This window comes from Chryseobacterium sp. KCF3-3 (genome assembly GCF_045865955.1).
GTDB lineage: Bacteria > Bacteroidota > Bacteroidia > Flavobacteriales > Weeksellaceae > Chryseobacterium.
Genome location: NZ_AP035792.1, coordinates 3,074,605 through 3,097,540, shown reverse-complemented (window position 1 = coordinate 3,097,540; position 22,936 = coordinate 3,074,605). Strand labels below are relative to the sequence as shown.

14 protein-coding genes are annotated in these 22,936 nt (G+C 36.1%); 4 read left to right on the top strand and 10 right to left on the bottom strand.

Annotated features, from left to right (window positions below; all coding sequences use genetic code 11):
- The first annotated feature begins 637 nt into the window (after window positions 1-637).
- The gene (locus tag ACKTTZ_RS13955) at window positions 638-1,360 is read left to right on the top strand and encodes a hypothetical protein (RefSeq protein WP_407845841.1); all 723 of its coding nucleotides are present in this window, start codon (window positions 638-640) and stop codon (window positions 1,358-1,360) included.
- A complete protein-coding gene (locus ACKTTZ_RS13950) occupies window positions 1,326-1,886 on the top strand; it encodes a hypothetical protein (RefSeq protein WP_407845840.1) in 561 nt (186 codons plus the stop codon). Before ACKTTZ_RS13955 ends, ACKTTZ_RS13950 begins: the two co-directional genes overlap by 35 nt.
- A gap of 307 nt (window positions 1,887-2,193) precedes the next feature.
- Here ACKTTZ_RS13950 and ACKTTZ_RS13945 read toward each other — a convergent pair whose 3' ends face one another.
- The 8 genes from ACKTTZ_RS13945 to ACKTTZ_RS13910 all read right to left on the bottom strand — a co-directional run bounded on the left by ACKTTZ_RS13945 (window position 2,194) and on the right by ACKTTZ_RS13910 (window position 15,689).
- Window positions 2,194-3,033, bottom strand: coding sequence for an SH3 domain-containing protein (locus ACKTTZ_RS13945; protein ID WP_407845839.1), 840 nt, complete (start codon window positions 3,031-3,033; stop codon window positions 2,194-2,196).
- A 24-nt stretch (window positions 3,034-3,057) separates the two neighbouring features.
- On the bottom strand, window positions 3,058-3,885 hold the full coding sequence (prmA, locus tag ACKTTZ_RS13940) for a 50S ribosomal protein L11 methyltransferase (RefSeq protein ID WP_407845838.1): 828 nt from the start codon (window positions 3,883-3,885) through the stop codon (window positions 3,058-3,060).
- A gap of 373 nt (window positions 3,886-4,258) precedes the next feature.
- Complete coding sequence (locus ACKTTZ_RS13935) at window positions 4,259-4,972, bottom strand: 3-ketoacyl-ACP reductase (RefSeq protein WP_077415804.1); 714 nt, start codon at window positions 4,970-4,972, stop codon at window positions 4,259-4,261.
- A 174-nt stretch (window positions 4,973-5,146) separates the two neighbouring features.
- Entirely contained in the window at window positions 5,147-6,709 is a 1,563-nt protein-coding gene (locus ACKTTZ_RS13930) for a calcineurin-like phosphoesterase C-terminal domain-containing protein (RefSeq protein WP_034700166.1), read from the bottom strand.
- Between the two features lie 71 nt (window positions 6,710-6,780).
- Window positions 6,781-8,229: a SusD/RagB family nutrient-binding outer membrane lipoprotein gene (locus tag ACKTTZ_RS13925; protein WP_034700163.1), complete on the bottom strand. Its 1,449-nt coding sequence runs from the start codon at window positions 8,227-8,229 to the stop codon at window positions 6,781-6,783.
- Window positions 8,230-8,241: 12 nt separating this feature from the next.
- Window positions 8,242-11,202 carry a SusC/RagA family TonB-linked outer membrane protein gene (locus tag ACKTTZ_RS13920; RefSeq protein ID WP_407845837.1) on the bottom strand — a complete coding sequence of 987 codons (2,961 nt, stop codon included), beginning with the start codon at window positions 11,200-11,202 and terminating at the stop codon, window positions 8,242-8,244.
- 486 nt (window positions 11,203-11,688) lie between these two features.
- Window positions 11,689-12,435, bottom strand: coding sequence for a glycerophosphodiester phosphodiesterase family protein (locus tag ACKTTZ_RS13915; protein ID WP_253317894.1), 747 nt, complete (start codon window positions 12,433-12,435; stop codon window positions 11,689-11,691).
- A 170-nt stretch (window positions 12,436-12,605) separates the two neighbouring features.
- Complete coding sequence (locus ACKTTZ_RS13910; RefSeq protein WP_407845836.1) at window positions 12,606-15,689, bottom strand: carboxypeptidase regulatory-like domain-containing protein; 3,084 nt, start codon at window positions 15,687-15,689, stop codon at window positions 12,606-12,608.
- 324 nt (window positions 15,690-16,013) lie between these two features.
- On the opposite strand from ACKTTZ_RS13910, the gene ligA reads away from it, so the two are divergent.
- Both ligA and ACKTTZ_RS13900 read left to right on the top strand, forming a co-directional pair.
- Window positions 16,014-18,020 (top strand): NAD-dependent DNA ligase LigA, encoded by a 2,007-nt coding sequence (gene ligA / locus ACKTTZ_RS13905; protein WP_407845835.1) that lies wholly within the window; start codon window positions 16,014-16,016, stop codon window positions 18,018-18,020.
- Window positions 18,021-18,217: 197 nt separating this feature from the next.
- Complete coding sequence (locus tag ACKTTZ_RS13900; protein WP_407845834.1) at window positions 18,218-20,518, top strand: T9SS type A sorting domain-containing protein; 2,301 nt, start codon at window positions 18,218-18,220, stop codon at window positions 20,516-20,518.
- Window positions 20,519-20,620: 102 nt separating this feature from the next.
- Here ACKTTZ_RS13900 and ACKTTZ_RS13895 read toward each other — a convergent pair whose 3' ends face one another.
- Both ACKTTZ_RS13895 and ACKTTZ_RS13890 read right to left on the bottom strand, forming a co-directional pair.
- The gene (locus ACKTTZ_RS13895; protein WP_407845833.1) at window positions 20,621-21,079 is read right to left on the bottom strand and encodes a hypothetical protein; all 459 of its coding nucleotides are present in this window, start codon (window positions 21,077-21,079) and stop codon (window positions 20,621-20,623) included.
- Window positions 21,080-21,216: 137 nt separating this feature from the next.
- Window positions 21,217-22,932 carry an ATP-binding protein gene (locus tag ACKTTZ_RS13890; RefSeq protein ID WP_407845832.1) on the bottom strand — a complete coding sequence of 572 codons (1,716 nt, stop codon included), beginning with the start codon at window positions 22,930-22,932 and terminating at the stop codon, window positions 21,217-21,219.
- Window positions 22,933-22,936: the final 4 nt, after the last annotated feature.

The window sequence follows — 22,936 nt, the reverse complement described above, 5'->3', positions numbered from 1 at the left end:
AGTGTTTAATATCATCAGGGAAACCTGTATCTGCTACTTAGATATTTCTACATCATAATTAAGAAACTTCCATTTAGCAGTAAAAAAATACGATATGATACTGGAACTTTTATTTTCATTTGTATACCGATTTACATCTAATAGATTGGAAAAATATTGGTAAAGAAAAAGACATACCGAACATTAAAATTATTTTTTCAGTTCTTTTTTAAACTTCATGCAAAGTAAGCATAACAACATCATCCATTACAAAACCACTATACAATGTGTGTAAGCAATGGACCTACACCATACATACAACCTAATAATAACACTTACAGACAGAGTAAAACAACATGATGTACCTATGATGTATTCTATAATTTTCTTATTTCTTTTCTTTTTTTGAAATTGCAGTCAAATTATCGATTCTAAAACACAAAATTGATCAAAAAACCTTTATGATGCTTACAGGTGGGGGTAATAATCCCACCTGTTTTTTATCAACATTAGCCTTAATTACAAGAATTAATAAACTGCAGTTTATAGTATAATGAAATCCACTTTCATCTTCCATTGTATTATTCTTGTCCTATTTTCAATACAGTATTTATTCTATGGCCGAGAAATCTTTGACAAATTTTAATAGAATAATCTATTGCCTTATTTTTACATGCTGTTGTTCAAAACTATTTCCACAACACTACAGCATAGCGCAAATAGATACTTTACTCATAAAAAAAATGAAGAACTCAGAACCCAAATATCTAACAAGGATCTGATCATTTGGAATCAAAAAATCATAAAAGAAGCCTGCCAAATTAATTACCCTAAAGGAGAAGCTCTGGGATATGCCAATCTTGCCAATCGTTTCTGGCTGACAGGAGAATTTAAAAAGGCCATAGAATATCTGAACGATGCTGAGGAAAAATCAAAAGATATCAATGATGACTTTCTTGCTGGTAAAATCAATCAGGAATATTCACAGGTCTACAACAGAATGAATCTCCCTAAAATGGCCTTAGATTATAATTTAAAAGCCATGAAATCTGCTTTAAGATTGAAAAAAGATAATCAGGACTGCCGATTTTTTTTACGGTATGTTTATTCAACCCGGGCATCGTATTTCAACGGAGCTGAACATTCTGATTCATCACTCGTCTACCTTCATAAAGCAATGAAAACAGATCTGAATCCTTTAGATACAGGACTTATAGCCTATCATTATACAAAGTATGACCAAAATTTAGATTCAGCCCATTATTATTTAAAAAAAAGCCTTGACCTCATAGAAACCAAAAGGTTTAAACATAATAAATACCAGAGAGCGGTTGTTTTATATAATTATGTTTTTTTTCTGGTATGTTCAGAAAAAAAATAATGAGGCTATTGATGCCTATCAAAAATCCCTTGAACTGGCAAAAGAAGTAAACAGACCTTATCTGGTCTTAGATAATTACAGATGGCTGGCCACAGTTTATAAAGACCTTAAAGAATCTGAGAAAGAATCTGAATATTTAAACAAAGCAACTTTGTTAAAAGATAGTATGGACAATGATCAAAGCAAAGCTATAACACTATCCTTCAATAAAATAACCAAAGAAAAAGAGGAAGAAAAAGAGGAAGAAAAAAAGAAAGCCAAAACTCAAACGGCATTATGGTATGGAGGTTTTTCATTGGCACTCATTGCTGTACTTTCTCTTTACTTTTATATGCAGATTAAAAGAAAGAAAAAAAAGCTTTTAGAAAAGAAAAAGATCATCCTGCAGCAAGAAGAGGAAACAAAAAACCTTAAAAGAAACTCAGTAAAAATCATGAAAATATCATCCAAATTGCCAAGAAAAACAGCGTTGGCTTTTTGTCATTATTTCAGGAAACTTATCCAGAAGTCTGTCAGCAGCTTTTAAAAACTAATCCTCAACTTTCTCAATCTGATTTATCTTTTTGCGCTATGATCTGGCTTGGATTTTCTTCAAAAAAAATTGCACAATATACTTCCATGGAGCACAGGTCTGTACAAACAAAAAAATATCGTTTACGAAAAAAACTCTATCTTGATACAGAAACTGATCTCTATCAATTCATCAAATCAATATCTGAAACTGAATAATTCTTAAAGAACAAAAGGCATTTTAGATGAATCAACCCTAAGATTATACTTAAAAATCCCTCAAACGCAATTGAGGGATTTTTTTAATTTAATATGCACAGACTTTATTTCAATTTATAGGTATTTCCATTCCAAAGATAAGTTTTGGAAGAACTTTTCTTCTTCTCTCTATCTTTTTCATCCACTTCCATATCTTCCACTTTTAGGATAAATGCGTTGGAAATTCCGCCCTTATCATTAGGAAAAACATATTCTTCACTGTGATAAAAAGCACCGGCATCCCCAACGTTTGTCAATTGCGGAAGGGCAATCAACTTTTTACCTTTAAAAAGAACATACTGATCATAACTTGCTATTCCACAAGCTTCTCCGGAAACCATTGCTTTGAGTGAAAATTCAACATTTTGCAGTTTGTGATTGCTTTCTATATTGAATGCTGCTGAGCTCAATTCCTCTCCTCTTCCGGTATCAAAATACACCTCATCAATAAGTGTATTTCCTTCCAATACTTTTATTCCGGCAATATTCTGCTTTTCAATCTCATTGATTTCTTTATTCTTCCGGTCAATTGTTTTGGAAAGCCCAAAGAGGAAATCATATCCATTCTTATTACGGTAGCCTACACAAAGATTGCCACCCCAGATATACCCTTCCAATGTATTCTCTCCTTTCTGATAAGAAATTTTATACCAGTTAGCATTTCTTTCTCCCAGTTTCAGGACTGAATTTTCTTTTTTAAGAATTATTACCTGTTGGTTCACCTGCAATGAATCTACAATCTGAGCATTCACTCCGGGATCTGATCTCACGCGGGTCCAATCCGTAAAGATTTTTTGAGTTTTATTTTCTTCAAAGCTAAAGATACCATCTGCATATACTTCATTTTCCTGTGCTGTAAAAAACTGCAGCATCAGTAAAAATAAAGCAGTCCATAAAGTTTTCATATTCGTATTTTGTTTTTTGGTGTGTTATTTTTCAAGCAGAAGGCTTACCCACTCTTCACGCTGTAATTTCTTTTTAAGCTCCAGACCGCTTTCTTTGCATACTTCCAGAATATCATCTACATCAAAGAAGCATAGTCCTGAAAGCAATAATTTTCCTCCTTCATTCAATACTGAAACATAAGTCGGGATATCTGAAATCAGGATATTTCTGTTGATATTAGCTAAAATGATATCATAATTCTCTTTGCCCAGGTTTTCGGCAGTTCCCTGTTCAATATCCAGCTCTACATTGTTTCTTACTGCATTTTCCTTTGAGTTTTCCACTGACCATTCGTCAATATCAATAGCTTTTGTATCTCCAGCTCCCTGTTGTTTTGCATAAATGGCTAATACAGAAGTTCCGCATCCCATATCCAATACTTTTTTACCATTGAAATCAATATCCATCATTTGCTGGATCATCAAATGGGTTGTAGGATGATGCCCTGTTCCGAAAGACATTTTAGGCTGGATAATAATTTCATGCATTCCTGGTACAGATTCATGGAATTCTGCTCTGATCAATACTTTATCATCGATATTGATTGGAGAGAAATTCTTTTCCCATTCTTCATTCCAGTTGATATTCGGCATTTCTTCGAAAGAATATTCGATTTTTACATTTTCGTTTTCGAAGATTGGAAGTGCTTTCAACTGATCTTCGTGAAACAGTTCTGTCTGAATATATCCTAAAATTCCGTCAATTTCTTCTGTAAAGCTGTCAAAACCTATTTCTATAAGTTCTGCCATTAATATTTCATTCCAAGGTTGCAATGGAGAAATCTTGAAATTGAATTCTAAATAATTTTGCATGTGACTAATTTGCTGCAAAAATACTAATGTTATTACGGTTAAAAAAATGATGGAAGGATTTTTGGCTGAAACCGGGGATTTTTATGATTTTTTATCCCGCAGATTGCACTGATTACACAGATTTTTTATTGTGGATAAATTCTGCTGAAGACTTATTTTAATATTTTTTACGCTCTCAGATTCTCCGGATGAGGTAGATTTTTTTAAATGCAAAAGATTCTAAGTTTTGGCTAAAGCCTAAATGGAAACATAAAAAAGAAAGCGGGCCAAAGCCCGCTTCTATTGAATTTTATTATCCAAGGAAAAGTAAGAGTTCTTTGCTTTAAACTCAGAACCTTAAACATTAAACCTTGAACATTAAATTTTAAACCTTTTATGGATTTGTAGAGAAGATAGAACCGTTTGCGATCAACGCTCTTCTGTTCATTTTCAGGATATCTCTTACCCATTCTGCAAAATCTTCCGGCTGTAATACTTTATCAGGATTTCCGTCTGTAAGTCCTCCCTGGATGCTCATATCTGAAGCAATGGTACTTGGAGTTAAAGTGATTACACGGATATTTTGTTTTCTCCATTCTGCCATCATGGATTGAGACAGAGATACAACGGCTGCTTTTGAAGCGGCATATGCAGACATATTCGGACCACCTTTCAGACCTGCAGTAGAAGCTACGTTGACGATATCACCTTCTCCTTTAGCTTTCATGAATGGATGAGCTGCTTTGGCTGCATAATATACTCCGAAAAGATTGGTTTTAATCACCTGCTCCCATGTTTCAGAAGGCATTTCTTCGATGCTTCCAAAATCTCCGATTCCTGCGTTGTTGATTAGAATATCGATTCCTCCTAATTGTTCTGCTAAAGATTCTATTCCAGCTTTTACCTGAATTTCATTATCTACAGAAAATACTGCGTAGGCTGAGTTCACGCCCAGTTTTTTGATTTCTTCAACCGTCATTTTAAGGTTTTCCTCGTTTCTTCCTGTAATGGCAACGTTTACTCCTTCATTAGCCAAAGCAAGAGCTACAGCTTTTCCCAGTCCTCTTCCACCACCTGTTACGATGGCATTTTTTCCGTTTATATTCATAGTAATGATACTTTTCTTTTTACAAAGTTACGAAAGAACATTTTTATGAAACAGCGAAAACATGGATTTAATAGTTTTTTAATGGTTTTTTGTAAACCTCGATAAAAATTAAAACCAGCTCGTAAGAACCGGTTTTAAAATCTAAAAAAAGGTATAGTAAAAAAAATAAAAAGCTTAAGGAATCTGAATGGCATTCTGAACTTCAAATTCTTCTGAAGCTGAGAATTCATTTCCATACATATCTACCGCTTTCACCTCAACTTTGTGTTTTCCTAATGATAATTTCTTCGGAAAATCTGCTTCCCAAATGTGCTTTGACATTTCGGGATTGGAAGGTCTTCTTCCCGGAAGAATTTTTTCTGTAGAATCCCATTTGAACACAGAAAGAGCAAAATTCGGGTCTATGGTTTCATCGTATTCCATTTCCTCCCATTTTCCGCCGTCTATTCGGTATTCTACTTTGTCTTTTTTGCTTCCCATGAAGAAATTGGCCAGCACTTTTGCTGAGGTTCTTGAAGAAGAAATCACTTTTGGAACATATAATTTGATCTGATAGTCTTCCGGTTTTCCAGCTGTTCTGTATTTTACTTTATACTGATTGTCTGTAAAACTGATGAATGAATATCCTTTTGCTGTTCCGTCTCTCATGGTTGAAGTAGGAAGTCCTGCATCATCAGGAGTACCCGAATACCAGTCGCCGCAAGTGGTTCCTACGTTATATTCATGTAGTTCTTTTATTCCGTTCCAGCCTGCTTTTTTACCATAGAAAATCTGCTGCTGGATGTGAGTATGTGCAGATAAAAGCAATACATTCTGGAAAGGATTTAAGAAATCAAATAATTTCTGACGGTCCGCATTTCTAAAATTGTCTTCATTTTTATGCTCTAAAGGAATATGGAAAGAAATGACGATCAGTTTATTTTTATCAACCAGTTTCAAATCATTTTCTATGAACTGAAGCTGGTCTTCACGGAAACCTCCCCAATACCCTTTGCCATCTCTCGGATCCGGATAAAGAATATCATCCAGGATGATGAAGTGTACATTTCCATAATTGAAAGAGTAATTGGCAGGACCAAAATTGGATTCAAACGTTTCGTCGGAAAGCTTGTCTTCCTTTGCATCATAATTCATATCATGATTTCCCATTACATTGTACCACGGTAATCCTACTTCTTTCATGACGTCTGCATATGGTTTCTGAAGACTTAGATTGTCACCCACCAAATCTCCCAAACTGATTCCCAACACTGCATTTTTCTTGGTGTTTTTCACTTCGTTCACAATGCCTCTTTTGAAGTAATCCAGCTCTTTTTCTGTGTAAGGTTGCGGATCACCAAAAACCAGAATATCAAAGTTCTTATCTTCATTTTGCTTATAAAGCGGGAAGTTCAGTTCTTTGGGAAGATCTCCGGTGGGAGTAACTCCCTTGTATTTAAAATCAGACGGAGAACCTTTTGGTTTATGATGATAATAAAATTGTGGCAAATTGTTAGCATTTAAAGCTGTTTGATATCCTGAAGGTTTAATAACAAAAATAGTCTGATCCTCCTGAACCGGCAGGCTGTATCTTCCGTTTTTATCGGTAAGAACTACCTGAACACCATTGGAAACGGCTACACCTTCTATTCCTTTTTCGCGGTTTTCTTTCTTTTGGTTTTTGTTGTTGTCTTCGAATACATATCCGGCAACAGAAACCTGTGAGAAAGCCATTGCTGAAACCAGCATACATGGCATTACAAATTTTATATTGATACTCATAATTTTTTAAATCTTTAAATTATTTTTAAATCTTTCAATTGAGGTTATTATTTATTCCACCACATTTTTACATTGATATTGTCTCCTCCCATGGATTGTACGGCAGCATTATAATTATCTGTATTCATCACTTTTGTAGCAGTAGGATACATAAATCTTACAGGCATCTGTCCACCGTTCTGAAGTCCGCCATTATTAGGCAATACCGGAAGTTTTGTACGTCTGAATTCATACCATTGCTGATGGTCTACAAAAAACAGGGAAATGTATTTCTGAAGCATGATCTTTTCCAGAGAACCGTCATAAGCCACTTTTGTATTGCTGAAATAATTAACCGGGACTGTTGCTCCCCATTGCTCGATTATAGATTTCACACCCGTTTCATAATAAGTCTGCTGGCTACCTGCAATAATTCCTCTGTTGACAAGCTCTGCCAGAATAAACTGAACTTCAGAATAGGTCATAATTAAAATCTTTAAAGGTGCTTTCGCAAGATTTTGATTAAGGTTAGAAGGCTGATAGTTGAAAGATGTTCCCAGAGCATATCCTGAAGGAGCTCCTTTATAACCAAGATCTTCTCCTGATGTTGCTTTAGCTTTAGTAAAAAACATGCTAAGCCTTGGATCATTATTATCTTTCATAGCATTTACAAAGAATTCGCCTGCTGATCTGTAAGCTGTAAAATCCTGCGGGCGGGCTATTGGAGGTAAGTATGGAGAAATTCCCGAAATAGGAAGCACTGCGCTGTCTGTATTATTTTGGAAAACTGGATATTGAGCAGGGTTATTCACAATTTCCTGAATTCTTTCATATACATTTACTTCTCCGTTTCTGCTCAGAATTCTGGTCAGTAATCTTAATGAAAGTGAATTACAGAATTTTTTCCATCCTAAAATTCCGGTCTGGCTATTGGTATTGGCATTGTAAAACAGATCAGTTTCTGTAAGTGTCTGGTTTGTATTAAATAATGAGTTGGCTGTTTTCAGATCATTTAAGAGTTGGATGTAGATATCTTTCTGCTTATCATATTTCGGTTTCAAAATATTTTCTTCAATCTTCACAGCTTCAGATAGAGGTACATCTCCAAAAGCATCGGTAAGGTTAGAGGCAATCCATGCATTTAAAACCATTGATATCGCCAGATAGTTATTATTCTGTTCCTTAGTGGCATATTTTCTAAGGTCACTTACCTGTTTAAGCCATTTATAAGATGTATTCCAGTAACCGTTGCCACTTTTTTCATCCATATAATATCTGCTGTAGGAGTTTCCTTCATTGGGAAAGTCTAAAGCAATCTGCATGATATCAAAAGTAAAATCGTCGGCTCTGTTATATCCGTAGCTTCCCATTTCATATTGAATAGGAGCAAGAAGGCTTCCTACTGACGGATCTTTGATTTTGCTGGTATCTGTATTAATTTCCTCGAATGTTCTGTCGCAGGATTGAAGCATGAAAACAGAAGCAACCAATGCCAGATGTATGATTATTTTTTTCATTTTTTAAAGATTTTAGAATTTAAGATTTAACTGGAAACCAACTGTTCTTGCCGATGGAAGTTGTCCCATCTCCACTCCCGGAGTGATGGTGGCATTATCCAGTGTAGCTACTTCAGGATCAAACAGCGGGAACTTCGTCCACATCCACAGATTTTTTCCGAAAATGGCAATAGTAAGATCATCAAGACCAATAGATTTGATGGTTTCTTTCGGGAAAGAATAGGCAATTCTGGCATCTCTCAGCTTAATAAAATCTGTACTGAAACTGTTGGTTTCTACATTGGCTCTTCTATAGTAATCTCCGTAATAAGAAGATACCAGTACTCCTTTTGTATTCGGGCTGAAAGATCCGTCAGGATTTTGAACAACTCCATCCCCAACAATCATTCCTCCAGGGTTGTCTCTTCCCGGAAGGGTAGATTTCAGCTTACCCTGCTCAGACATTTTATGATGGGATTGTGAATAAGCAATACCTCCGTACTGGCCGTCAAATGAGAAGCTTATTGTAAAGTTTTTAATTCTGAAATCATTCTGAAGACCTGCTCTCCATTTCGGGAATGCGTTTCCTACTTTTTCAATATCTGCAGGTCTGGCAGGAAGCCCGTTATCTCCGTAAATTACTTTTCCGTCCGGAGTTCTTAATAGTTTAAATCCATACATATCTCCCAACGAACCTCCAACTTCCATTTTATAGAAGACCACATCTCCTACATTGGAAACGATTCTGTCAAATCCTTCAGGCAGGGTCATTACTCTGTTTTCGTTGGTAGACCAGTTTCCGCCTACTTTCCAGGAAAAATCTTTACCTTTTACGGCTAAGATATCGGCTGAAAGTTCAAGACCTCTGTTTCTGATTTTACCTGCATTAATGATCCTTTTGGAATATCCGGTTTCTGTGGGCAACGATACAGGGACAATCTGATTTTCACTGAAATTCTGGTAAGCAGTAAAATTAAAGTTCAATCTGTTTTTGAAAAGGCTGAAATCCATACCGGCTTCTATATTGGTATTTTTTTCAGGTTTAAGTGAAGGATTATTAAAAATGGTAGGCGCTACTACACTTCCTGTAATGTTGCTGGCTGTATAATAGTTATCCAAAAGATAAGGATCACTGTCTATTCCTACTTTCGCCCATGAAGCTCTCAGTTTCCATAAGTTCAGATTATTACTTTTCAGATTAAATAGATCCGAAAGAATGAAACTGGTACTCACTGAAGGATAAAAGAAAGATCTGTTCTGTTTTGGAAGCGTAGAACTCCAGTCATTTCTTCCGGTGACGTCTACAAATATTTTATTATCATATCCCAACGTTAGCAATCCATAGACACTATCTACATGTTTGTCCCTTGGAGCTGGATATTTCACCGGAATAGAAAGCGCATTGGTAAGGCTGTATTCTCCGGCAGTTTTCAATCCTATTGCCTGATAATCGGTCTGCAGATATTCATTATAACGGATACTTCCTCCTGCTGATGCGGAAATACTGAATTTATTCCAATCTGCTTTGTAAGAAAATAAGAGGTCGTTATTATATTCCTGATTTTTGATAAACTGTTCTCTGTAGAAACCTTTCAGGTAATTGGCAGAACTCCATGGTCTTTTGGTGGTTCTTTTTTCGTTCAGAATTTCAATTCCTGACCTCAACATTAAGCTGAAGTTTTTATTAAACTGATAATCTGCTGTGATATTTCCTGTGATGGTTTTCTTTCTGACACCATTCAGCATTTCGTAAGCAATCATGTAAGGATTGTCAATATAGGAACTGAACGGATGGATTTGATCCACCTGTTCCTGTCCGGGTTTCCAGATGGGTTTATACCATTCCAGATCCACGTTGGGATTCTGGAAGATCATGAAATAGGAAATCGACTGATTGTTGTATCCTGTCGCTGGAAGGTTATCACTGGTCGTCGTGTTATAAGCAAATTTTGTAGAAATTTTTAATTTTTGGGTAAGCTGATGGGCAAAAGACAACGCAAAATTGAATCTGTCAAAGCCTGTATTTGGCATCATCCACTCATTATTAAGATAAGTAAGTGAAGTTCTGAAGCTAGTTTTCTCGTTGGAGCTTTCTACAGAAATACTGTTGGAGTAATTAGAACCAGTTCTCCAGAACCCTTTTATATTATTTTCATAAGGTCTCCACAACTGTCTTTCTTTACTCTGTCCCATTACAGTAGGATCATACTGGAAATAATACTGCCCGGCAAATTTTGGTCCGAAAGCACTACTTGTTCCGCCCGTACTTGGTCCATCAGGAGAAAGGCCATATGAGTAATAAAAACTACCATTGTTTGTGGCTAGTGTTCCCTGTCCATATTCATATTGCCAATCCGGCCACTTCAGGACGGAATCAAAACTTGAGGAAGAGTTAAAAGTTACTCTCAGTTTTCCATTTTTCGTCTTTCCTGATTTTGTGGTAATCATTAAAGCTCCGTTGGCAGCGCGTGATCCGTATAATGCAGCTGCAGAAGCTCCTTTCAATACGGTTACAGATTCAATATCATCCGGGTTGATGCTGTTCAGTCCGTTTCCAAGATCAATAGGAACATCGCCTCCGGAACCTGCTCCATACGCCGATGTCCCGGAACCTGTGGTAGAATTTCCCATTGGAACTCCATCTACGACGATCAGTGCATAGTTATGATCCATCATAATGGATTTTTCTCCTCTCAAAGTAATTCTGGAAGTTCCCAGCGGTCCTGCTCCTGCAGTCTGAATTTTAAGACCTGCCACTTTCCCTTCCATTGATTGTGCCCAGTTGTTGTTCTGAGTTTCTTCAAATGTTTTGGCATCTACTTTCTCTGCAACATATCCTAAAGCCCTGTCGTGCCTTTTGATCCCCAAAGCAGTCACTACTACTTCATCAAGTCCTTTAACGGTATCTTTTTTAGCTTTCTGCTGAGCTGCCAGATTAACGCTGACAAATCCTAACAGCGACAAAACCAACAGTTTTTGTGTCTCTTTACGCATTTCCTTTTTGTTTGCGCAAAATTAAAACGACATTAGCAGGATGGTCTTAACACGATTTTAACGTTTCTTAAAAATTTATTAAACAGTATATTAATTCAAACTTAACAACATTACATAAATATCTAATTAATAAACACTTAAGCAATTAAGTCTTTTTAATACCATTTCACGGTTATATTTATGTATCTTTATTGTCTTGTCTTGGGATAATACCATACAAAACACACAATCAACTCATAATCAAATCATTAATTTAAACCCGATTATATTCTTTCTTTTAATATCCTTTAAAATATAGACTAGCTTATAAAAAGAAACAGTCTGACCCCTTTTAAGAGTCAGACTGTGTAAATTATGATAGCAATTGATTTAACTGGGATATTTTTTAAACCACCCCGTCAAAAATTCTTTGAATTTTTGCCACCCCTCCGGAGGAGGGGAATATTTCGTCCTTCGGTTTTAATAGTGGTGAAGGATATTTAATTGTTATTTATTCTTTAACTGATCAGGAATATTGGTTGTAACGAATCCTATTCCCTGCTTTTTCAGTTCATCATATACGGCAACGTCATTCACTGTCCAGGCATTGGTAATTAATCCTAACGCTTTTGCATCCGCAATCCAGGTTGGGTTTTTCTGGAAAACACTGTAATGGTAGTCCATTCCGTCTAATCCTTCTTTTTTGATCTGTTCAGGAGACAGCTCACCGTTCAGGTATTGTACTTTAAAGGCAGGAGCCAGTTTTTTGATCTCTTTACAAATATTAAGACTGAAAGAAATAAACTCACTCTGAGATTCCAGCTTCATATCTTTAATCATTTTGATCGTTTTCTCTGTGATCTCATTTTCAATTTCCGGAGTCTTAGCTGGTTTGATTTCAACGATCAGTTTCAGCGATTTATCTTTTTTTCCCTGCTTTAAATAGTCTTTCAGAGTAGGAAACTTTTCTCCGTTGGATAATTTCAATGCTTCCAGTTCTTTGAAACTTGTTTCTGAAATTTCCATTTTACCGTGATGCTCATCGTGGTTAATCACCAATACACCATCTTTTGTCATTCTCACATCAAATTCAGACCCATACACTTTCAATTTTTGAGCATTCTCAAGGGATTGAAGTGAATTTTCCGTTGTAGGAGGCTGAGCCTGAAAATAACCTCTATGGGCAATGATCTGGGTTTGTGCTTTCATCATAACTGTACTTAAAACTGCTAACCCTAAGATAAAATTTTTCATAATATAATTTAGATTATTAAAAAGAAAGTCCTGAAACTTCTGATAAAGGTAGTTATTAAAAAGTGGAAACCACAAAGACATAAAAGATTTTCTGGCTAAAACTAAGGTTTCAATACCCATTAATCTGCCGTTTTAATTTCTTTTATGTCTTCTGTGGTTAAAAACAGATATTAGAAGGAGTACTTCGCTCCGATCTGAATCTGATATGGATTTCCGGATAGAGGAACCAGTCCACCTCCACTTACGTTTTTAGTGTATTCGTACTGCATGGTGTCTTTATTGAACTTGGTTACTTTATACAAAGATGTATTATTATATGATTTGTTTACCCCCCATTCTTTGTTAAGAAGGTTGGCTACGTTGAAGATATCTACAGAAAGTTCAAAAGCTCCTACTTTATCAAATTTTATTTTCTTAGCTACACGTACATCCCAAACGCCATAGAAACCATTTTTCCCTCCGTTACGTTCTGCAATTTTACCATTATATTCGTTGATATAATCTTTCAGAGCCTGTCCCACCTGTGGATCATCCAGAATCGCTTTGGTAAGGTTCGGGAAGATAAAAGCAAGGTCATTGGAATCTACGAAATCACCATTGATATTCCCTCCGGTTGTCGCTGAGAAACGCGTTCCTCCAATCCCTGAATATCTGATTCCTAAAGTAAATCCTGCAATGGTAGGTGAGTTACCATAAATAACGACTTTATTACGGAACTGGTTGTCAGAATATGTCATTCTTAGATCTCTCGGGTCACTCTGAATCATGGTAGACAATGTTGCAGAGTTCGCTACGTTTCCGTTGTATGAAGTATTGTCTTTGATATCAGACCATGTATAACTTGCTGTGATTTCCCCATCTTTCCAGTAACGGTAACTTGTATCCAATACGAATGAGAACTGGTTTACTTTACCATCACTTACCAACTCCAGTACTCTACCGAAATTATTATTGATTCTTCCCTGTTTCCAGTCGAAACTTACACTGTTATTGGTATTGTTGGTAATAGCTCCTGTAGGAATGAACACTCCCCTTCCGCCTTCATTAGCTAAAGTAAAGAAAGGATTGGCTACCATGTTTCTGTCGTAGTAATAGTAATTATTTCTACCTAAAGCCATGTATCCTGCAATTCCTGCTCTGAACCTTTCATTGAAGAAGTGGGTATAAGAGATATTTGCTTTGTAAACGATTGGAATTTTTGTGTCTTTACCCGTATAGTTGATGGTTGGCATCTGCTTCTGGGAAAGTGTAGGAATCGTATTATAATTATCTCTATAACTGTTAAAATCCGGGAATGGAACATCTTTACCCGTTACATCCACGGTAGCCAGGTGATTACCGTCGAATACAAGGTTGTTGATGATCATATAATTGTTGATATCGGAAGAGAAAATCCCGGCACCAAACTTAAGGAAGTCTTTATTTTCTTCGTTGATGTTCCAATCAAACTGGAATCTTGGCTGAATAACAAATGATTTGAGCTGATTATCTGTTCTGATTCCCATTTCATCAAACAATTTCTGATTGAATTTTGCTTTTGGGTAGCCACCGTAATCTAATCTTAAACCAGCCATTAAATCCAGGCCTTTTGCTACTTTGGTCTGAAACTGTCCATACAGACCAATGTTCCAGATGTTTGATCTAACAGATGGATCATCCACCAAAGGAACTTCTCTGTAGAATCGGTACGGAGTCATAGTGTCAAAGTTGCTCATTCCCTGGAAATGGAATCTTCCGTTCACTTCACTTCCGTAGACCGATTTTGCTGTTGTATACATTAAATCAGCACCAAAAGTATATTTTACTTTATCCGTATTATAGTATAAATTATCTACAATCTGGAACACATTATTTCTAAAGCTTTCCTGTGCAAAGCGATGTCCTCCGATCTGAATATTGGTAGATCCGGCACTTGAAGCTACTCCTTCCACAATAGCTCTCGGTACAGGTTTTCCTAATTGATTATTCTGATAACTGTCCTGGAAAGTGTAAAGATACTGTGCCTTTAACTCATTGGTTAAATTAGGTTGCACATTTGATCTTAAAGTCAATAATAAACTGTTGTCAAGGTTCTTATCATTTCCGTAAGATTCAAAGAAGTTGATATTGGTATTATCACCCAATCCGTTTTTATTAAGATCGTAGGTGAAGTTATTTCTAAGCGTTAATAAATGTTTTTCATTGATCTGCCAGTCTAAACGTAAAAATCCGGCATCAGAATTCCTTACTTTATCAAACGTTCCGAATTGCGGGCTGCTTCCTACCCCATATTTGGCTCTTGCAATATCCAGAAACTGGTTAAGCGTCTGCGTGGTTGTGTTGAATCTCTTCTCATCATCCGGAGATTTGATATCAGCAATCACCAACGGTCTTGAATCCAGCTGATGATCCCATGCTACGAAGAAATGCAATTTATTTTTAATGATGGGTCCACCCAATGAAAACCCGAACTGAGAAGTAGAGAAATCATTATCTCTTTTGTTTCCTCTGATATCATACGGGCTGGAAAGCCAGTTGGTTCTTAAATATTCCCATGCACTTCCGGAAAATTTATTCGTTCCTGATTTGGTAACAGCACTTACCGTTCCTCCTCCACTTCTTCCCAATGTAACGTCATATTGGTTGGTGGTAATTTTGAATTCACGTACAGCTTCAATGGAAATGGAGAATGGTGCACCGCTTCGGCTGGTTGTAGATCCTGCAGAAGTTGGATTTTTGGCAGTCATCCCGTCAATGGTAAAGTTGGTGGAAGATCCAAGCTGGCCGGAAAGGTTTCCTCCTTTTCCACTTAACGGAGATAGTTCCGTAAGATTGGTGAAGTTTCGTCCATTCACAGGAAGCATACTGATGTTTTTCGCAGAAATTGCTGTAGCTGCACCAAGGTTTCCGATTTTGTTTTTAAGGTTTCCGGTAATTTTTACTTCCTCAATAGTCTTTTCATTCCCCAGATCCATATTTACAGTCACCTGATCTCCGAAGTTGACACTGTAACCTTCTTTTTTATCATCGTTTACAATGACAGTATAAGGTCCTCCCAAAGGAATTTCTTTAAAAATATATTCCCCTTTTGAGTTGGTTTCCGTTTCCGTTCTGAATCCTGTGGACTCGTTCACGATCGTTACTTTCACTTTTTCCTGAGCCGTACTTCCCGGTCCGGTAACTTTCCCTACAATAGAAGCCTGCGTGGTCTGTGCATAAGCCATTGTCCCAAGCCCTAAAAACAATAATCCCAGTACAATCTTTACTTTTTTCATTTCTTCCGAAGATCTATATTATTAATTTTTTGATGTTCGCCAGGAAACCTCTTTGATTTTCATACTGATAGATCATGTTGAGGTTTCTTACAATTAGATGTGCAAAGGTATTTTGACTTTAACAGCGGGGTGTTTAAGAAAGTTTTAACATTTTTTTAATTAAATCAGAACGATATGTTAAATTATTTTAAACAAGCGTTTTATTTCCTGCAAAACCAGCCAGTTAAGACATATTACGCATTCTTAATTTTCCTGTACTATTTTATTCTGTTATTTTTTAAATGCAATTACTTTAGTTATTTTTGCTCAAAAGATAGAAACCCAATGTCTGAAAACATTCAACAAAAGATAGAACAGCTCCGCAAGGAACTTCACCAGCATAACGAAAATTACTACCAACTGGATACTCCCACCATTACAGATTATGAATTTGACATGCTTCTGGAGGAGCTCCAGGATCTGGAAGCCAGGTATCCCGAATTCTATGATGAAAATTCTCCCACCATGCGTGTAGGTGGTGGTGTTACCAAGGTATTCCCAACGATTCAGCATAAGTTCAGGATGTACTCTCTGGACAATTCCTACGATTTTGACGATCTGGAAGACTGGGAAAAAAGAATCATCAAAACCATTGAAGATCCTGTAGAGTTTGTTGCTGAACTGAAATATGACGGTGCATCCATTTCTATCCTTTATGAAAACGGAAAGTTATCACAGGCGGTTACCCGTGGTGATGGTTTCCAGGGAGATGAGATTACCCCGAATGTCAGAACCATTTCAGATATTCCTTTGACTTTGAAAGGTGATTTCCCGAATCATTTTTTCATGCGTGGCGAAATTTATCTGACCAGAAAAAACTTTGATAAGCTGAATGTACTGCGTGAGGAAGAAGGTCTTGACCCCTTCATGAATCCAAGAAATACTGCCAGCGGAAGCTTGAAAATGCAGGACAGCGCTGAGGTAAGAAAGCGTGGACTTTCTTCTGTACTGTATCAGTTTATCTCAGAAGATATTCCTGCAGAAACGCATTGGGAACTTCTTCAAAAAGCTCAAAGCTGGGGCTTTAAAACATCACAGCAGGCCAAATTATGTAAAACGATGGCTGAAGTACAGGAATTTATCACGTTTTGGGATACTGAACGTCATAATCTTCCTTTTGAAATTGACGGAATCGTTTTAAAAGTGAATTCATTACAGCAGCAAAGACAGCTTGGATATACAGCCAAATCTCCACGTTGGGCAATGGCTTATAAATTTAAAGCAGAAAAGGTAGAGACAGAACTTCAGAGTGTGTCTTATCAGGTGGGAAGAACCGGAGCTATCACTCCTGTTGCCAACCTTAAACCTGTTTTACTGGCCGGAACCATTGTAAAAAGAGCATCTCTTCACAATGAGGATATCATAAAAAAACTGGACCTTCATGAGAATGATTTTGTGTACGTGGAAAAAGGAGGTGAGATTATTCCTAAAATTGTAGGCGTAAATACGGATAAGAGAACGGAAGAAAGCAAAGAAATAGAATACATCAAACATTGCCCTGAATGTGGCACTGAGCTGGTAAAAATTGAGGATCAGGCGATTCATTTCTGTCCTAATGAACTTCACTGCCCGCCACAGGTAGTAGGAAGAATGATTCACTATGTTTCCAGAAAAGCGTTGAATATTGACAACCTTGGAAGTGAAACTATTGAACAGCTATACAGAGAAAGACTGATTGAAAATCCTGCTGACTTCTATGTTTTAACGAAAGAACAGCTTCTTCCCCTGGAAAGAATGGCTGAGAAATCTGCCCAGAATATCATCACAGGAATTGAAAAATCTAAAGAAATTCCTTTTGAGAAAGTATTATACGGAATCGGGATTAAGCATGTAGGAGAAACAGTGGCTAAGAAACTGGTTAAAAACTTCCCAACGATTGAAGAACTGAAAAATGCAACCGTAGAAGAGCTTTGCCAGGTAGAAGATATTGGGGTTAAAATTGCAGTCAGTATTGTTGATTTCTTCCAGAATTCTGAAAATCTTTTGATGATCGAGCGATTGAAATCTTACGGAGTACAGCTTGAAAAAGGAGAAAGCACGAATGAAGTTTTATCCAATGTTCTGGAGGGGAAAACATTCCTTTTCACCGGAAAATTGTCATTATTCACCAGAGAATCTGCTGAAGAGATGGTAGAAAAGCATGGCGGAAAAAATATTTCTGCGGTTTCGAAAAACCTCAACTATCTTGTAGTAGGTGAAAAAGCAGGAAGCAAACTGAAAAAAGCTCAGGATATCGGAACAATTACTATTCTGGATGAGCAGCAGTTTTTGGATCTGATTGAGAAGCAATAAAATTAATGATATTAGTATCAAATTGATTATAGGCTGTGATTATTTCACAGTCTTTTTTATTTTTAAATACGCTGTAAATCTCCTGAATTCCAGCAAACAATAATCTTTTCAAAAAAATAAGATAATATTCGGCTAAAAGTTTACATTTGTTCATTATTTGTCATCAAATAATAAACAAAACTTAATACAACTAATCCATGAAAAAAATCTACTTCTTTATTCTAGTAGCTATGTTTTCTGTGTTTCAATCACAGACCGTCAATATTCCTGATGCTAATTTCAAAAGTCTACTCGTTGCTAATGTACCTTATATGGCAAAAGATATTTATGGCAACACTACAATTATCGATACCAATCATGACGGAGAAGTTCAGTTGTCCGAAGCAGCCAACATCAGCCAATTGAATTTTGACCTGTACAATATGCCTAATTATAATTATTTTTTTAATAATATCGTTTCAACGGAAGGTATAAAAAGTTTCACAAATCTTCAAAAGCTTTATATAGACAGCTTTCCCTTATTGCAATCTATAGACCTCAGCAATAATACAATACTGGATAAGCTGGATATCAGCAGGTGCTATGTTCTTTCATCTGTAAATATTCAAGGATGCAGCCAGTTACATGATCTGGATATTTTCTTTAGTAATATTCCTTCTATTGATCTTTCAGGATTGAGTAACTTATATGAAGTAAATATAACACAGTGCCAACTGTACAATCTTTATTTAAACAACAATACCAATCTCAGCAATCTAACTTTAACTTCAAACAAACTTCAAACTCTCCCTCTAAACCAAACACCTAATTTAAAATTTCTAGGTATTGCAAGTAATCTATTTACTACACTTAATTTTGGATCTTTTTCAAAACTGGAAACACTAAACTGTACTTACAATAAATTTACTACGATTGACCTGTCTCAAAACGGAGAGCTTATTAATTTCGGATGTGATATGAACCCCAATCTGCAATCTTTATTGATTAAAAATGGAAAAAACAACTTCAATCCAAATTCTAGCTCAAGTTTTACAGGAACTCCAAACCTTGTTTATATTTGTGCTGATGATTTTGAAATAGCAAGTGTAAATTCTCTTCTACCCTCTACAAGTTCATGTGTTGTTAATTCTTACTGTTCATTCACTCCGGGAGGGATTTTCTATAAGATTCAGGGGAATACAAAAGTTGATATAGACCTTAATGGATGTGATTCCAATGATCCTAATAAAGCTTTTCAAAAGTTCACAATAGCAGGAGGTGGAATAACAGGAAGTATGATCGCTAATATTTCCGGAAATTATTCTATTCCTTTACAGGCAGGAACTCATATGATTACCCCAATTTCAGAGAATCCGGCTTATTGGACGATCTCTCCAAGTACTTTAACGGTAAATTTTCCGGCGCAGGCAAGTCCTTTGACTCAAAATTTCTGTTTAGCAGCCAATGGAACCCACAATGATCTTGAAGTTTTAATTATTCCTGTCACAGCTGCGGTACCTGGATTTGATACCAAGTATAAAATTGTTTACAAAAACAAAGGAACGGCAGCCCAATCCGGAAATATTGTTTTCAATTTCAATGATAACCTGATGAATTTTCTGAATGCAACCATTTCTCCTGATACACAATCTACAGGATTATTAACATGGAATTTCACGAATCTTCTTCCTTTTGAAACCAAAGAAATTACCGTAACTCTGAAATTAAATACACCAACACAGACTCCATCATTAAATGGAGGTGATATTTTACATTACACAGCACAAATCAATGGAGCTGCTGATGAAACGCCTGCTGACAATACCTTCACATTGAACCAAACGGTTGTCAATTCTTTTGATCCGAATGATAAAACCTGTCTGGAAGGAACTTCCATTTCTCAAACTCAGGTGGGAGACTATGTACATTACCTGATCAGATTTGAAAATACAGGAACAGCCAATGCAAAGAATATTGTGGTGAAAGATGAAATCGACATTACTAAATTTGATATTTCTTCCCTGATAGCATTAAACGGAAGTCATAATTTTGTGACAAGAATTACCAGTCCGAATACGGTGGAATTTATCTTTGAAAATGTTCAGCTTCCTTTCGACGATGCTAATAATGACGGTTATGTTTCGTTTAAAATTAAAACAAAATCTACCTTAAATCCTGGGGATAGCTTCAGCAATACAGCAAAAATCTATTTCGACTACAACGCCCCGATTGTTACCAATACGTATACAACAAGTATTCAAAATGTATTGGTAACAGCAGAAATTGATAAGGAAAACACGAGTATTTCTGTTTACCCTAATCCTGCAAAAGATGTTTTAAATATCAGATCCAAGCAGGAAATCATCAAAGCTGAAATCTATGATGCGACTGGAAGAATTATCAGTTCATTAAGTGTAACAGGAAACTCAATTTCTGTTTCAGAACTTTCTAAAGGAAACTATATTCTCAAAGCCTTCACAAAAGACAAATTACTTGTACAAAAGTTTATTAAAGATTAAGCTTATAAAAGTTCATATAAAAAGGCTGTAATCAATTTCACAGCCTTTTTTATTTATTAATAATCAACAACTTATGATATCTTCAGATATACATAATTTGGTTTACTTGAAAACAATAATAGTATATGGAGTATTTTCTCCTGCTTTAGGCAAGATCAACCTGATATGTTCCTTATTCCTGTAGTAATCTGTGTAAGGCTCTTTGGTGATAATCTTCCCTTTTTCTGTTTCTTTGTATCCTGCAGCCAATATCAGTTTAAAGTATTGTTCATATTCTTTTTTGTCCTTAAACTCAAATTCAATTCTGTCTTCTGATTTTTCTTCTTTGTATTCAAACTTTCCGATTTTCGAGCTATAGTCTGGAGCTTCGTATTCCGTTAAAAGAAAGCTTAAGCCTTCCGTTCTGTCATAAAATTTGAACTGAAGCTGTTTCATTTCCTTTTTAAACTCATCCATCGTAAGTTTGTTGAAACCTTTAAGCTGTTCTAATGTGAAGGTCTGTGCAGAGACCTGAATACTTAGTACAACTGAGAATAATATGAGTCCTAAAGTTTTTCTCATTTCTATTTTTATCGCAAATATAAAGAATAGGATTACATTTTTTAATTGGAAGGATCTGATATTTTCTTATTCTAATAGATGAATACACCTAATAGGTTTATAAAACCTATTAGGTGTTTAAATACGCAATTTAATCCTTATGAAACCGGCAGCCTGAAATAAAATGTACTTCCATTATTCAGGGAACTTTTCACTCCTATTTCTCCGTGTTGTTTTTCAATAAAGTTTTTTGAAATGGCCAACCCCAATCCTGTCCCGTTCTGATGTTCTCCGGGAACCTGAAAATAGCGGTCAAAGATCTGGCGGTGGTATTTTTCATCAATTCCGCTTCCGGTATCAATAATACTGAACTGAATAAATGCATTCAGTTTTTCTACCACTATTTTAATATTTTCATCCTGAAAAGAGTGCTTCACCGCATTGGTCAGGAAATTATTCATCACCCAGACGGTTTTATCAAAATCTGCAGTCACCGCATCACTTTCTTCCAGAAGATATTCTGTACTTATAGAGATATTTTTCTGCTCAGCCAGTTTCTCTACATTCTTTACAGCAGTCTGTACAATTTCTTTGGGAGAACATTTTTCCACGGTCAGTCTGATATTTCCGGATTCTACCTGAGAAAGGTTCAGCAATTCTCCTGTGATATCCAATAAACGCTGTCCGTCTTCATTGATGCTCTTCAACAATTCCTGCTGCTGCTCATTCAGTTCTCCAAATTTCTGGTTTCCAAGAAGCTGAACGCCCATTTTGATTGCAGAAATCGGAGTTTTTAATTCATGAGAAATGGTTGCAATGAAGTTGGTTTTGGCAAAATCAAGCTCTTTAAAAGGCGTAATATTTCTTAATAAAATTACCTTTCCAATATATTTTTTTTCTTTTTCTCCTGTCTTTACAATATTGATGGGAATAATATCCTGCTCGAAATAGTTTTCCTTATTATCACGAACAATTTTAATCGGATCTTTCACCGGATGGTCTATATTTTTCAGCAGTTCGCGCATCAAATCGTTATTAATAGCTACTTCATGAGCCGTTTTTCCGATAATATCTTCCTTATGGAGATTGGTGATCTTCAAAGCTTCATCATTGATCATATAGATAAAATGATTCTCATCCAGGCCAATCACCGCATCGTGCATATTGTTAACCAGTGTTTCGATACGTTTTTTATCCATCAGCTGCTTAGAAAGCGTACTGCTTTCGTACTCCTGAAGTTTTTCCGCCATACTGTTGAATGAGTCTGCCAGACTGTTGAACTCTTCACTTCCTTTGAAATGAACCCTTTCACTATAGTTTTTATCAGCAATCTGTTTGATACTGAAAGTAAGCTGATTGATAGGCTCTGCAATGGTTTGTGGTAAATTAAAAAGCAGGATAAAAGCGATCAGAAAGCATACAGTTCCTAAACTTACGATCCAAAAAGTGGCATTTTCTGCTGTAATAATCGCAATATCACTTTTCCGTTCTATCCCTTTCATATTCAAAGACATGATCTTCGAAAGATCTTCACGGATGAGCTTTTCCTTATTGATATCGGGAGCTTTCAGGTAGCTGTTAAAATGGAGATTCAGATTTTGTGTGGCTTCTTTTTCTCCAAATTCTGTAAGGTTTTTTTCCTGAAGCTTGTTATTTTTTTGAAAATCCGCTATGGCAACGGTACTGTCTGTACTGATGTTATCCAATGCCAGAAGCATATTTTTGGAAAACTCCAGACTGTTGTAATTGGCCGTAAGGATCTTTTCAGTATCAGATTTTAATTTATTGATGTATACAGAACCTATCACTGAAAGCAGAACGATCAGTAGAAATAAAAGGCCCACGCCTAAGGTAAGTTTCGTTTTAAGTTTCATTACT

Coding starts and splice junctions, on each gene's coding strand:
- ACKTTZ_RS13950 (WP_407845840.1), top strand. CDS start 1,326: ATGTTTTTTTTCTGGTATGTTCAGAAAAAAAATAATGAGGCTATTGAT.
- ACKTTZ_RS13945 (WP_407845839.1), bottom strand. CDS start 3,033: ATGAAAACTTTATGGACTGCTTTATTTTTACTGATGCTGCAGTTTTTT.
- prmA (WP_407845838.1), bottom strand. CDS start 3,885: ATGCAAAATTATTTAGAATTCAATTTCAAGATTTCTCCATTGCAACCT.
- ACKTTZ_RS13935 (WP_077415804.1), bottom strand. CDS start 4,972: ATGAATATAAACGGAAAAAATGCCATCGTAACAGGTGGTGGAAGAGGA.
- ACKTTZ_RS13930 (WP_034700166.1), bottom strand. CDS start 6,709: ATGCCATGTATGCTGGTTTCAGCAATGGCTTTCTCACAGGTTTCTGTT.
- ACKTTZ_RS13925 (WP_034700163.1), bottom strand. CDS start 8,229: ATGAAAAAAATAATCATACATCTGGCATTGGTTGCTTCTGTTTTCATG.
- ACKTTZ_RS13920 (WP_407845837.1), bottom strand. CDS start 11,202: ATGCGTAAAGAGACACAAAAACTGTTGGTTTTGTCGCTGTTAGGATTT.
- ACKTTZ_RS13915 (WP_253317894.1), bottom strand. CDS start 12,435: ATGAAAAATTTTATCTTAGGGTTAGCAGTTTTAAGTACAGTTATGATG.
- ACKTTZ_RS13910 (WP_407845836.1), bottom strand. CDS start 15,689: ATGAAAAAAGTAAAGATTGTACTGGGATTATTGTTTTTAGGGCTTGGG.
- ligA (WP_407845835.1), top strand. CDS start 16,014: ATGTCTGAAAACATTCAACAAAAGATAGAACAGCTCCGCAAGGAACTT.
- ACKTTZ_RS13900 (WP_407845834.1), top strand. CDS start 18,218: ATGAAAAAAATCTACTTCTTTATTCTAGTAGCTATGTTTTCTGTGTTT.
- ACKTTZ_RS13895 (WP_407845833.1), bottom strand. CDS start 21,079: ATGAGAAAAACTTTAGGACTCATATTATTCTCAGTTGTACTAAGTATT.
- ACKTTZ_RS13890 (WP_407845832.1), bottom strand. CDS start 22,932: ATGAAACTTAAAACGAAACTTACCTTAGGCGTGGGCCTTTTATTTCTA.